General features: G+C 71.7%; 11 protein-coding genes. 4 read left to right on the top strand and 7 right to left on the bottom strand.

Going from position 1 to position 11,750, the window contains the following annotated elements; all coding sequences use genetic code 11:
• Positions 1-120: 120 nt before the first annotated feature.
• From sucD to gloB, 5 genes are all read right to left on the bottom strand, one after another.
• Positions 121-1,005: a succinate--CoA ligase subunit alpha gene (gene sucD, locus ACLBYE_RS03850; RefSeq protein WP_447693106.1), complete on the bottom strand. Its 885-nt coding sequence runs from the start codon at positions 1,003-1,005 to the stop codon at positions 121-123.
• Positions 1,006-1,007: 2 nt separating this feature from the next.
• Complete coding sequence (gene sucC / locus ACLBYE_RS03845) at positions 1,008-2,204, bottom strand: ADP-forming succinate--CoA ligase subunit beta (protein WP_020093726.1); 1,197 nt, start codon at positions 2,202-2,204, stop codon at positions 1,008-1,010.
• 112 nt (positions 2,205-2,316) lie between these two features.
• Positions 2,317-3,279 carry a malate dehydrogenase gene (mdh, locus tag ACLBYE_RS03840; RefSeq protein ID WP_020093725.1) on the bottom strand — a complete coding sequence of 321 codons (963 nt, stop codon included), beginning with the start codon at positions 3,277-3,279 and terminating at the stop codon, positions 2,317-2,319.
• Between the two features lie 400 nt (positions 3,280-3,679).
• Positions 3,680-4,255: a TetR family transcriptional regulator gene (locus tag ACLBYE_RS03835; protein ID WP_012317921.1), complete on the bottom strand. Its 576-nt coding sequence runs from the start codon at positions 4,253-4,255 to the stop codon at positions 3,680-3,682.
• A 348-nt stretch (positions 4,256-4,603) separates the two neighbouring features.
• Positions 4,604-5,380 carry a hydroxyacylglutathione hydrolase gene (gloB, locus tag ACLBYE_RS03830; RefSeq protein WP_447693105.1) on the bottom strand — a complete coding sequence of 259 codons (777 nt, stop codon included), beginning with the start codon at positions 5,378-5,380 and terminating at the stop codon, positions 4,604-4,606.
• 160 nt (positions 5,381-5,540) lie between these two features.
• Between gloB and ACLBYE_RS03825 the strand changes: the two genes are divergently transcribed.
• The 4 genes from ACLBYE_RS03825 to ACLBYE_RS03810 all read left to right on the top strand — a co-directional run bounded on the left by ACLBYE_RS03825 (position 5,541) and on the right by ACLBYE_RS03810 (position 8,843).
• The gene (locus ACLBYE_RS03825; RefSeq protein WP_042671901.1) at positions 5,541-6,275 is read left to right on the top strand and encodes a class I SAM-dependent methyltransferase; all 735 of its coding nucleotides are present in this window, start codon (positions 5,541-5,543) and stop codon (positions 6,273-6,275) included.
• A 5-nt stretch (positions 6,276-6,280) separates the two neighbouring features.
• A complete protein-coding gene (locus ACLBYE_RS03820; protein WP_447693104.1) occupies positions 6,281-6,994 on the top strand; it encodes a MarC family protein in 714 nt (237 codons plus the stop codon).
• Positions 6,995-7,575: 581 nt separating this feature from the next.
• Positions 7,576-8,409 carry a nucleotide-binding protein gene (locus ACLBYE_RS03815; RefSeq protein ID WP_447693103.1) on the top strand — a complete coding sequence of 278 codons (834 nt, stop codon included), beginning with the start codon at positions 7,576-7,578 and terminating at the stop codon, positions 8,407-8,409.
• Positions 8,406-8,843, top strand: coding sequence for a hypothetical protein (locus ACLBYE_RS03810; protein WP_447693102.1), 438 nt, complete (start codon positions 8,406-8,408; stop codon positions 8,841-8,843). The genes ACLBYE_RS03815 and ACLBYE_RS03810 overlap by 4 nt, the downstream gene beginning before the upstream one ends.
• 22 nt (positions 8,844-8,865) lie before the next feature.
• On the opposite strand, the gene pbpC is transcribed toward ACLBYE_RS03810, so the two are convergent.
• Together pbpC and ACLBYE_RS03800 are read right to left on the bottom strand one after the other, a co-directional pair.
• Complete coding sequence (gene pbpC / locus ACLBYE_RS03805) at positions 8,866-10,998, bottom strand: penicillin-binding protein 1C (RefSeq protein WP_447693101.1); 2,133 nt, start codon at positions 10,996-10,998, stop codon at positions 8,866-8,868.
• A 390-nt stretch (positions 10,999-11,388) separates the two neighbouring features.
• Positions 11,389-11,604: a hypothetical protein gene (locus ACLBYE_RS03800; protein WP_447693100.1), complete on the bottom strand. Its 216-nt coding sequence runs from the start codon at positions 11,602-11,604 to the stop codon at positions 11,389-11,391.
• Between the last annotated feature and the right edge of the window lie 146 nt (positions 11,605-11,750).

Raw genomic sequence — 11,750 nt, 5'->3', positions numbered from 1 at the left:
CGCAACGCAGGCGCGCCGGGTGTTCGAGCACCGCACCGGAGACCGGAGCCGGTCCGATGCTCGAACCTTCGATGGGCATCATCGTGTCCGAAAGCCAGAGGCCGCCTTTCGGGACGATGCTCAGCCCTTCAGCACCTCGACGAGCGTCGAGCCGAGCCGGGCCGGCGACGGCGACACGCGGATGCCCGCGGCCTCCATGGCAGCGATCTTGTCCTCGGCGCCGCCCTTGCCGCCCGAGATGATCGCGCCGGCATGGCCCATGCGGCGGCCCGGAGGCGCCGTGCGGCCGGCGATGAAGCCGACCATCGGCTTCTTGCGCCCGCGCTTGGCCTCGTCCTTGAGGAACTGCGCCGCCTCCTCCTCGGCCGAGCCGCCGATCTCGCCGATCATCACGATCGACTCGGTCTTCGGGTCGGCGAGGAACAGCTCCAGCACGTCGATGAACTCGGTGCCCTTCACCGGGTCGCCGCCGATGCCGACCGCCGTGGTCTGGCCGAGGCCGGCATTGGAGGTCTGGAACACCGCTTCGTAGGTCAGCGTGCCCGAGCGGGACACGATGCCGACCGAGCCCGGCCGGAAGATGTTGGCCGGCATGATGCCGATCTTCGACTCGCCGGCGGTGACGATGCCGGGGCAATTCGGTCCGACGAGGCGCGACTTCGAGCCCTCGAGCGCCCGCTTCACCCGCACCATGTCGAGCACCGGGATGCCCTCCGTGATGCAGACGATCAGCGGCACCTCGGCGCTGATCGCCTCGCAGATCGCGTCGGCGGCGCCGGGCGGCGGCACGTAGACCACCGAGGCCTCGGCGCCGGTGGCCTCGCGGGCCTCCGCGACCGTGTCGAAGACCGGCAGGCCGAGATGGCTGGAGCCGCCCTTACCGGGGCTCGTGCCGCCGACCATCTTGGTGCCGTACGCGATGGCCTGCTCGGAGTGGAAGGTCCCGTTCTTGCCGGTGAAGCCCTGGCAGATGACCTTGGTGTTGGCGTCGATCATCACCGACATGATCAGGCTCCCTTCACGGCGGCGACGATCTTCTGGGCGGCGTCGTCGAGGTCGTCCGCCGGGATGACGTTGAGGCCGGAATTGCGGATGATGGCCTTGCCCTGCTCGACGTTGGTGCCCTCGAGGCGCACCACCAGCGGCACCTGCAGGCCCACCGCCTTCACGGCCGCGATCACGCCGTTGGCGATCACATCGCACTTCATGATCCCGCCGAAGATGTTGACGAGGATCCCCTTCACGTTCGGGTCGGCGGTGATGATCTTGAACGCCGCCGTGACCTTCTCCTCCGAGGCGCCGCCGCCGACGTCGAGGAAGTTCGCCGGCTCCTCGCCGTAGAGCTTGATGATGTCGAGCGTCGCCATGGCGAGGCCGGCGCCGTTGACCATGCAGCCGATCGTGCCGTCGAGCGCGATGTAGGCGAGGTCGTACTTGGACGCCTCGATCTCCTTGGCGTCCTCCTCGGTCTCGTCGCGGAGCGCCATGATGTCCGCGTGCCGGTAGAGGGCGTTCGAATCGAAGGCCATCTTGGCGTCGAGGCACTTGAGGTGCCCGTCGGCGGTCAGCACCAGCGGGTTGATCTCCAGGAGGCTCATGTCCTTGGCCACGAAGGCCGCGTAGAGCTTCTCGGTCAGCGCGGCCGCTTCCTTGGCCTGGGCGCCGGACAGGCCGAGCGCCTTGGCGACGGCGCGGCCGTGGTGGGGCATCACGCCGGTGGCCGGGTCGACCGCGATCGTGTGGATTTTCTCGGGCGTGTCGTGGGCGACCGCCTCGATGTCCATGCCACCCTCGGTGGAGACCACGAAGGCGACGCCGCCCGTGGCGCGGTCGACCAGCATCGAGAGGTAGAACTCCTCGGCGATCTGGGCGCCCTCCTCGATGTAGAGGCGGTTGACCTGCTTGCCGGCCGGGCCGGTCTGGATCGTCACCAGCGTCTGACCGAGCATCTCGCCGGCGAACTGCTTCACCTCGTCGATCGACTTGGTGACGCGCACGCCGCCCTTAGCGCCCTCGGGCGCGCCCTTGAAGGTGCCCTTGCCGCGGCCGCCCGCGTGGATCTGGCTCTTCACGACCCAGACGGGGCCGCCGAGCTCCTTGGCGGCGGCCTCGGCCTCCGACGGGTTGAAGATGGCCACGCCGCGGGAGACGGGCAGGCCGAACTCCTTCAGCACGGCCTTGGCCTGATATTCGTGGATATTCATCGGAGCCTCGTAAGGAGGAGCGAATAGGTGGCAGCGGGCGACGCGTAGAGAAATCGCGTGATCGAGATTCGAATCTCCGACCGCTACGCGCTGCCCGGTATCCGCTTACCGGTCAGGCGAGGCTGCTGTCGACGCCCTTGCAGGCCTCGATGAGTCCCGTCACCGAGGCGACCGACTTGTCGAACATGGTCTTCTCGGCCGCGTCGAAGGTCACCTCGAGCACGCGCTCCACGCCGTTGGCGCCGATCACGATCGGCACGCCGATGAACATGCCCGTCACGCCGTACTGGCCGTCGAGGTAGGCCGCGCAGGGCAGGACCCGCTTCTTGTCGCGCAGGTAGCTCTCGGCCATGGCAATGGCGGAGGCGGCGGGCGCGTAGAAGGCCGAGCCGGTCTTGAGCAGGTTGACGATCTCGCCGCCGCCCTTGCGGGTGCGGTCGACCATGGCGTCGAGCTTCTCCTGGGTGGTCCAGCCGAGCTTGACGAGGTCGGTCAGCGGCACGCCCGCCACCGTCGAGTAGCGGGTCAGCGGCACCATGTCGTCGCCGTGGCCGCCGAGCACGAAGGCCGTGACGTCCTCCACCGACACCTTGAACTCCTCGGCGAGGAAGTGGCGGAAGCGCGCCGAATCGAGCACGCCGGCCATGCCGACGATCTTGTTGGTCGGGACGCCCGAGAACTTCTGCAGCGCCCACACCATGGCGTCGAGCGGGTTGGTGATGCAGATCACGAAGGCGTCCGGCGCGTGGGTCTTGATGCCCTCGCCGACGGCCTGCATGACCTTGAGGTTGATGCCGATCAGGTCGTCGCGGCTCATGCCGGGCTTGCGCGGCACGCCGGCGGTCACGATCACCACGTCGGCGCCCTTGATGGCGGCGTAGTCGCTGGCACCCGCGTAGGTCGCGTCGAAGCCCTCGACCGGGGCGGCCTCGGCGATGTCCAGCGCCTTGCCCTGCGGCACGCCGTCGACGATGTCGAACAGCACCACGTCCCCGAGGTCCTTGAGGCCGGCCAGAAGGGCAAGGGTGCCGCCGATCTGGCCGGCGCCGATGAGCGCGATCTTGTTGCGAGCCATGTCGGATGTGTCTCCGTGCGTTCGACTTCGGTGATGCGTTGCGCGAGGCCGGAGCCGCTCGTCCGTCAGGGTCCGAGGCCGGATTCGCCACTCTGAAATCTGCGCGGCTGTGTGGCCGAAAAGCACCGTGGCTTCAACCCGATGAGGGCCGCGCGGGCGGCGCGTCCGGGGCGTCGGATCACCCCCGAGCGCCCCGATGGCCTCTCCGAAACGTCAACGTCGCGAGTGTTTTAGGTGCAGTGCACCCTGGCGCGGGACGGCCGCGAAGCCGCGATGACAGATCTGGAATCCTGTCATTTCGGGTCGCGGCGGGCGGCGTGCGGCGCGGGAGGCCGCACGAACGACGAAGGCCCGGACGGTGTGTCCGGGCCTTCGAGAGAGCCTGTGGGAGCGCGTCGGATCAGAGGATGCCGGAGCGCAGAACCCGCTGGATCGCGTGGATGACGGCCCCGAACCGGGCCTCGATCAGGTCGCGCGGCACCTCGGCATCGTGCTGGATCGCCAGCGGATGCGTGAAGCGGTAGCTCGCGTCGAAGATGTAGGCGATCGCCCGCTCCCGGTCCCGGGCCGAGAAGATCCCGGAGGTGATGCCCTCCTCGACCACGCGCTCGACGAGGCTGCGCAGCCGCACGCGGTGCCGCCGGGCGATCGGCCGGGCCGAGACGGTGGCGTCGAGATGGACCGCGAACAGGTTCGGCTCGTCGAACAAAGCGTCCCGCTGGACCGTCGCGAGGGCGGTCAGGAGGCGCTCGATCTTGTCGTCGGCGGGATCGGGCGCGTCGGCGATGCCGGCGAGCCGGGCTTCGACCTCGCGCAGCCAGCGGCCCGCCACCGCGTCGAGGAGCGCGTCCTTCGACGGGAAGTAGCGGTACACGTTCGCGTGCGTCATGCCGGCCTCGGCGGCGACGGCCACGACCGTCACGCGCTTGGGCCCGAGCCGCGAGAGGTGCTCGGTGGCGATCCCGAGGAGCCGCACGTCGGCCGCGACCGGCGCCCGCGGGCGGGCGGGACTGGCCGCCTCACCGCTCTCGCGGAGTGTGCCGGATTCGGCGTCGGCGACGGTGATCTTGGCCTTGGCGCTGAGCGCCTCCTCCTTGGACCCGTCGGACTCTGGCTTGAGGAAAGGAAGCGGAAGGCGGGAAGTGGACAGGTGGTAGGGCGAGACGGACCCCCATCATACCGGCTGAAGCGTCCCGGCGCTTCGCGTTGACGTTACGGCTTCCCCCCGGGAGCCCGGTTACCTGAGCGGATTAGGACCGCTTAAACACCCCTATGTGTCAGTTTGCCTTGAGAAGGCAACAAATTTTTCTCGTTATCACCTGCGTCAGAAGCGGTTCTTCCACGCCCGCAAGGCGACGAACACCGCCTCGGGATCGCTTTCCGGCGGAAGGTCGACGGATCGCGCCAGGGCCGGCTGCCCGCTGCGCAGGAACGGGTTGGTCGCCCGCTCCGCACCCATGGTCGAGGGGATGAGGAACCGCCCCTCCGCCCGGGCGCGCTCGGCCTCGGCGAGGCGCTTCCTCAGATCCGGGTTGTCCGGATCGGCCGCCAGGGCGAAGCGGGCGTTGGAGAGTACGTAGTCGTGGCCGCTGAAGACTCGCGTCGCGTCGGGCAGGTCGTCGAAGCGCCGCAGGGAGCGGTAGAGGGTCTCGGGCGGGCTCTCCATCACGCGCCCGCAGCCGAGGGTGAACAGGGTGTCGCCGGCGCAGACGAGGCCGGCCCCCGCGAACCAGTAGGTCACGTGGTCGGCGCAGTGGCCCGGCGTCTCCCAGACCTGCGCCTCGAGGCCGCCGACCGTGACCGTGTCGCCCTCCCGCACGGTCACGTCCGCCTGCGGGACCGCGTCGCCCGCCTTGGCGGGGGCGACCACCCGGGCGCCGGTCGCCCGCTTCACCTCCGGGATGCCCTCGACATGGTCGCCGTGCCGGTGGGTCACGAGGATGTCGGTCAGCCGCCAGCCGGTCTCGTCGAGGGCCTGGAGGACCGGTCCGGCCTCCGGCACGTCGATCGCCGCGCAGGCGCCGGTCTGCGGATCGCGGATCAGCACGCCGATGTTGTCGCTGCGGCAGAGGAAGGTGCGAATCTCGGTCTCGGCGGCCATCGGACGGGGTCTCCCAAGAACGCGAACGGGCGCGAAGCGGCGCGAAATCTGTTGCCGTGAACAGGTGATGGTCCGGCGAGGTTCCTCCGGCGCTTGCCGCGCGGCGCGCGGCTCACCATTGAGTACGACGACCGTTCCGTCCGCGATCTCCTGTCCCTCCATGCGCCTCGACGTCAACGGCTTGCGGGCCTTCTACGCCAGCCCTCTGGGCCGCACGACGCACCGCGTGGTCGGCCGGGCGCTCCACGACTTCCTCGGCTCGGTCTCGGGGCTGCGCGTCCTCGGGATCGGCTACGCGACGCCGTATCTCGGGCCGGTCCACTGCATCGCCGAGCGCACCCTCGCCTTCATGCCGGCCTCCCAGGGCGTGGTGAACTGGCCGGGCACCGGGCGCTCCTGCGCGGCGCTCGCCGATCCCACCATGATGCCCCTGCCGGAGGCCGCCATCGACCGGGTCATCCTGGTCCACGCCCTCGAATCGGTGGAGAGCCCGACGGAGCTGCTGCAGGAGGTCTGGCGCACCCTCACGCCGGGCGGCCGCATGATCCTCGTGGTGCCCAACCGCCGGGGCGTCTGGGCCCGCCGGGAGGCGACGCCCTTCGGCCACGGCCAGCCCTACAGCCGCTCGCAGCTCGGGCGGCTCATGCGCGACACGCTGTTCTCGCCGGTGAGCTGGGCCGAGACCCTGTACATGCCGCCGGCCCGCTCGCGCCTGATGCTGCGCACCGGGCCCGCCTGGGAGTGGCTCGGCACCGGCCTGTCCCTGCCCTTCGCGGGCCTGCACGTGGTCGACGCGACGAAGCAGCTCTACCGGCCGGTGGCCGTCCAGCAGGTGCGCCGCGCCCGCCGCCTCGCGCCGGCCCGGGTGCTGGTGCCGGCCCCCTCCCCGGGCTGACCCCGATGAGCCTCGACTTCACCACCCAGCAGTTCCTGCTCGCCCTGTCGGCGCTGTTCTCGATCGTGAACCCGGTCGGGGGCGCCTTCATCTTCGCGCAGGTGGCTGGCGCCTTCAGCCACGCCGAGCGCGTGCTGCTGTCGCGCCGGATCGGCGTCTACGCCGCCCTGGTGATGCTCGGCGCCCTCTGGGCCGGCACGCCGATCCTGAACTTCTTCGGCGTCACCCTGGGCGCGCTGCGCATCGCCGGCGGCCTCGTGGTCATGTCGTCGGCCTGGACCCAGCTGAACCGGCCCGAGGCCCGGGAGGCGCGCAAGCAGGCCGAGGCCTCCGGGTCGGCTGGCCGCGGGCCGGCCCCGGCGGAGCCGCCGGGCGACCCGGCGCCCGGCCCCCTCGCCGACATCGCCTTCTTCCCCCTGACGCTCCCGTTCACCACCGGGCCGGGGACGATCGCGGTCGCCATCACCCTGGGGGCCAACCGGCCGGAGGCCTACGCGGAGCGCTTCGGCTTCTACATCGGCGTCACGCTGGCGGCCCTCGCGGTCGCCGCCACGGTCGCGGTTCTCTACGCCTCCGCCGACCGGGTCGTCGCCTTCATCGGCCCGGCCCGCGCCCGGGTGATGGGCCGCCTCTTCGCCTTCCTGCTCCTGTGCGTCGGGACCCAGATCCTGGTGAACGGCCTCACCGACGTGTTCGCGCCCCTCGCCGCGGCGCGGTGACGTCCGGGTCACCGCCGGACAGGGCCGGGCAAGGCCCGCGGCCCAGATGACCCGCGCGGATTCCGGCCGGCCGAATCGATCGAATTGCGGGCGATGTCCGGGATGTTGTATATTGATCCAGATTTTGTGGTCGTAACTCGCTCATTACTGCAGTTTTTATAAATATAAATCTTCATTAACGATCTCATTCTAGAGCATTCGTCGAAAAGAGATCCGATTTTTCGAGGCTTGAGTCCTCCGCAGGTCCGCGCATGATCGTGCGTGAACCTCGACCGCGGCGGGGAAGACTTGCGGCCGGAGCCGTCGGCGAAGCGGATCCAGCAACGGAGTGCAGATCGTGGCGACGGATGTCATCGCGGGACCCGAGCGTCGGCCGTCCGCATTCGGGTCTCGAGCTCGGGGCGGCCGCGCCTCTGCCGACCCGTGCACGACCGGATCCCGCGCGTGACGCGACCGGCATTCCGCGCGGGCCGTGCGGCCCGGCCCGAGCCCGTGACCCCCCGAGATCCCGCAGCCCGGTGCCGCGCGCGGAGCGCGCGCGTCCGGCGGCCACCCCGCGCGTATCAGCAAGGAGACACCGCATGACCGACACGACGCAGAGCAAGGTTCCGGCCTGGTACAGCCCGGACGAGATCCAGGACATCCAGCGCGATCTCCTGGGCGCCGCCGCGAAGGTTCTCGTGCTCTGCCTCGGCGGCAAGGGCGGTGTCGGCAAGACGACCATCGCCCTCCAGGTGGCGGATCTCTGCGCGGAGGTCGGTCCGGTCCTGGCGATCGACACCGACCCGGCCAACCGGCACTTCCACACGGCGCTCATGCAGGAGACCACGCCCGGCAGCGACAACTTCGTCCCGCGCCGTCCCGGCATCACCGCCATCCGGCAGCGCCTGCGCGCCGAGGACAGCACGGGCCGCGTCGACCCGACCCTGTGCCAGGACCTGATCGAGCGCGTGACCGAGGCGGCCGAGCGCCTCGTCGTGGTCGACTTCCCGGCCGGCGACACCGAGACGACCCGCCGCTGCACCGAGATCATCGTGGAGAGCTGCCGGGAGGCGAATATCCGCCTCGCCGTGGTCGTCGCGGCCGGCGCGGTCGATCCCACTGCCCTGGAGGTCCTGCGCGAGCTCCGGCCCATGCTGATCGAGTGCGACCGGGCGATCCTGGCGAAGAACACCGCCCAGGCGACCAATTTCGACTATCTCGAATCGTCCGACCTCGTGCGAGCCCTGCGGAAGCAGTCGAACTTTCGCGTCATCGAGATCGAGCGGATCGGCGAGCGGCTGATCGAGGCCCTGCGGGTCCAGAACACGACCTGGCAGGCCTTGGCGAACAGCGCGCCGATGCGCCTGCGGGTCGAGGGCCGCCGCCTGCGGCGCAACTTCCACACGGCGTGGCGGGATGCCCTCCGGCCGTGACCAACCTCGAGCGGTTCTACCGGTCGGTCCACGGCCGCGATCTCCAGCCCTGGGAGCGTCAGCTCGCCGTGCGGATCGCGGCCGCCCTCAACACCACGACGGACGACGACTTCGTCGTCCACCTGCTGCTGGTGTACATGTCCACCAACGCCATCACGAACATGTACAACGAGCTGGTGGCGGCGCGGAACGGTCTCGCCGAACACAACCGGGACCTGATCCAGGCGCTGACGGCGGACCTGCGGCGCAACCGGCTGATCACCGCCGTTCTGCTCGGCGCGGCCGCCCTCGGCGTGCTCGTGAGCGTCGGGATCCTCTCCACTGTCCTCAACCTGTCTTACGGGTCCGCGGCCAGCGCGGCGCGCCTCGCCGCGGCGCTGGAATCCTGCGAGTCGCGCGGCCCGGCCGGCGCTCAGCGCGGCCTCGGTCGCTGACCCGAGGAACCCCGCCGTCGGCTCACTCGAGGCGGACGGACACGCTGTCGCTGGCGCCGGTCGCGTCCAGGACCGAGATCCGCGCGAAGCCCGCGCCCCCCGGGGCCCACTCGGCCTTCCGCCGCGGCGTCTGCACGACCGGCTGACCGTCGACCAGCCAGGTGAGCGGCGGCACGCCGCCCAGGGCCTTGAGGGCGAGGCCCGGGCCGCCCTCCGCGGCGCCGTGCCGGTCCGCCGCGAGGCCGAGATCGATCCGCGCCCCGTCCGGCGGATAGGCGATCCGCAGCGCCGGTCCCGTTGCCTCGGCCGCCTCGCGCCGCAGGTACCGCAGCGGCGGCGGCAGGCTCGCCGTTCCGACCACCAGCGCGTCCCGCGGCTGGGGCACCGGCTCGGGCTCGATCCCGAGGCGCGCGAAGGCGTCGAACAGGATCGGCGCCGCGACGGTGCGGCCCACGAGCCCCGGCACCGCGGCGCCGTCCGGGCGCCCGGCCCAGACGACGATCGTCGCGTGGCGGTCGAAGCCGGCGGCCCAGGCGTCGCGGTAGCCATAGGAGGTGCCGGTCTTGTAGGCGATGCGGTTCGGCAGGGCGTTCTCCGGCGGCGGTGTCCCGCGCAGGATGTCGGCGACGTACCAGGCCGCCACGGGCTCGGCGACGCGGTGCCGGGATTCGGCCGCGATCCCGTCGGCGCGGCGCAGCAGGTCCGGAACCGCGCCGCCGCGGGCGAGCCCCGCGTAGAGCCGGGCGAGGTCGGTGACCGTGATGCCGAGGCCGCCCAGCGCGACCGGCAGCCCCGGGGCCGCTTCCCGCGGGAGCTGGATCCCGGCCCCGGCGGCGCGCAGCCGGGCGATGAAGCGGGCGGGACCGACCGCGTCCATCAGCTCGACCGCCGGCACGTTCAGCGAGAGCTGCAGGGCCCGCCGGGCCGTGACCGTGCCCTGGAAGGTCAGGTCGAAATTCTCCGGCGCGTAGCTCGCCGAGAAGCGCGCCGGGCGATCCTCCAGCAGGGTCTCGGGATGCGCGAGACCGTCCGCGAAGGCCATGGCGTAGACGAAGGGCTTCAGCGCGGAGCCGGGCGAGCGCACTGCCAGGGTCATGTCGATGGCGCCGCGCCGGGCAGGGTCCAGGTAGCCGGCGCTGCCGACCTGGGCGAGCACCCGGCCGTCGCGGTTGTCGAGGACGAGGATCGCGGCCGAGAGGTCCGGGCCGGCGGCGGCGGCGCGCTCGGCCGCCAGGGTTTCCAGCCGCTCCTGCAGGCGCCCGTCGATCGCGAGGCGGATCGTGGCGGCACCGGGATCGGCCGCCACCGCCTCCTCGGCGGCGTGCGCCGCGAGCATCGGGAACGGCTTGCGCGCCGTCGGCACCGGCTCGGCCCGGGCGGCCTCGGCCTCCGCCGCCGTGAGGATGCCCCGCGCGACGGCCACCGACAGGACCCGGTCGCGGGCGGCGCGGGCGCGCTCGGGGAACCGGTCCGGGCGGCGGGTCTCGGGCGATTGCGGCAGGGCGACGAGCAGGGCCGCCTGCGCGGCGGTCAGCCGGACCGGCTCGCGCCCGAAATACGCGACGCTCGCCGCACGCACGCCTTCCAGCGGGCCGCCATAGGGGGCGAGTGCCAGGTAGAGGTCGAGCAGCCCGGCCTTGCCGAGGCGCCGCTCCAGCGCGACCGCCCGCACCATCTGGCGGAGCTTGGCCTCGAGCGACCGCTCGCGCCGCGGCTCGACGAGGCGCGCCACCTGCATCGACAGGGTGGAGGCGCCGGACACGATGCGGCCGCGCGTCAGCCACTGGCCGGCGGCGCGCAGCACCGCGGCCGGGTCGATGCCGGGATGCGCGGCGAAGCGGCGATCCTCGTAGGCGAGCAGCATCGCCCGGTAGCGCGGATCGACCGCCTCCGCGGTGACCGGCAGGCGCCAGCGCCCGTCCGCGGTCGCGAAGGGGCGCAGCAGCGTGCCGGACCGGTCCAGCACCACCGTCGAGCGTGATTCGGCCGCGGCCAGGTCGAGGGGCGGCAGCGCGTCGGCGTAGCGCCAGAGCGCGGCGGTGCCGGCCCCCAGGAGGCCGAGACCGAGCGCCGTCGCCCCGAGCGCCGCGCGCAGGCCCCTCGCCCGCTTCCGGGGAGGCGCCGACGCGCGCGGATCCGACCCGTCGTGCGGCACGCATCCTCCCGGTCTCGGCTCCGACGGCGCAGGATCCCGTGTTCCCGCGCGCCCGGCAAGCCCCCGGTCCGGCCGGCGTCCCCGGCGGCGGGCGTCGGCCCGGCCGAGGCCGGCCTCTCGCGCCGTTCTCGATCGGATCGGGACGGAGGCCTTGGCCGAACCCGTGCCACACGAGGCGCGGGTCCCCCTGTCCCGTGCGGGAGAGGGACAGGGTGAGGGATCAGGTCCGTCCGGATGAGCCACACCCTGCCCGAGCCGCAGTGGCGCGCGCGATCTCGAAGCGTCTTGTCCCTCACCCCAGCCCTCTCCCGCACGGGAGAGGGAGAGTGGCGCGGGTCTCGATCGGGATCGCCGTCTCTCCAAACCGTTGCAACTCGATCGGACGCGGCTTCAGGCCGTGCCGACGCCCCGCAGGTCCTCGAAGGCGGGGCGATCCGGCCGATTCATCCGGATCGGGAACGGCACGACGTTGGAGGGCATCGCGGCGGCCACTGTCTCAGGGGGCTGCGCCGCCTTGCGCACCTTGCCGGGCTTCGCCCAGCGCTCGATCCGCTTGAAGTAGGTCCGCCTCGCCAGCCAAGCCGGAACTCGCGTGCCCTTCCGCATGATCTGTCCCTCGCCGTTGCGTACCGAGTCCCCCTCAGACCCGCGCCCCGAACGCGTCAAGCGGTTCGAATCACGGCTGTATTCACGATACGAGCGGATCCCGGGGAGCCCCGCATCCCCCGTTTGGGTGACGCGGGAGGCCCGGC

This window comes from Methylobacterium sp. A52T (assembly GCF_053346095.1).
Note: the sequence above shows the minus strand (reverse complement) of the source record. Positions and strands in the feature narration are given on the sequence as shown.

Excerpts from the sequence above, each read along its gene's own strand:
- sucD (WP_447693106.1), bottom strand. The coding sequence starts at position 1,005 with ATGTCGGTGATGATCGACGCCAACACCAAGGTCATCTGCCAGGGCTTC.
- sucC (WP_020093726.1), bottom strand. The coding sequence starts at position 2,204 with ATGAATATCCACGAATATCAGGCCAAGGCCGTGCTGAAGGAGTTCGGC.
- mdh (WP_020093725.1), bottom strand. The coding sequence starts at position 3,279 with ATGGCTCGCAACAAGATCGCGCTCATCGGCGCCGGCCAGATCGGCGGC.
- gloB (WP_447693105.1), bottom strand. The coding sequence starts at position 5,380 with ATGGCCGCCGAGACCGAGATTCGCACCTTCCTCTGCCGCAGCGACAAC.
- ACLBYE_RS03825 (WP_042671901.1), top strand. The coding sequence starts at position 5,541 with ATGCGCCTCGACGTCAACGGCTTGCGGGCCTTCTACGCCAGCCCTCTG.
- ACLBYE_RS03820 (WP_447693104.1), top strand. The coding sequence starts at position 6,281 with ATGAGCCTCGACTTCACCACCCAGCAGTTCCTGCTCGCCCTGTCGGCG.
- ACLBYE_RS03815 (WP_447693103.1), top strand. The coding sequence starts at position 7,576 with ATGACCGACACGACGCAGAGCAAGGTTCCGGCCTGGTACAGCCCGGAC.
- ACLBYE_RS03800 (WP_447693100.1), bottom strand. The coding sequence starts at position 11,604 with ATGCGGAAGGGCACGCGAGTTCCGGCTTGGCTGGCGAGGCGGACCTAC.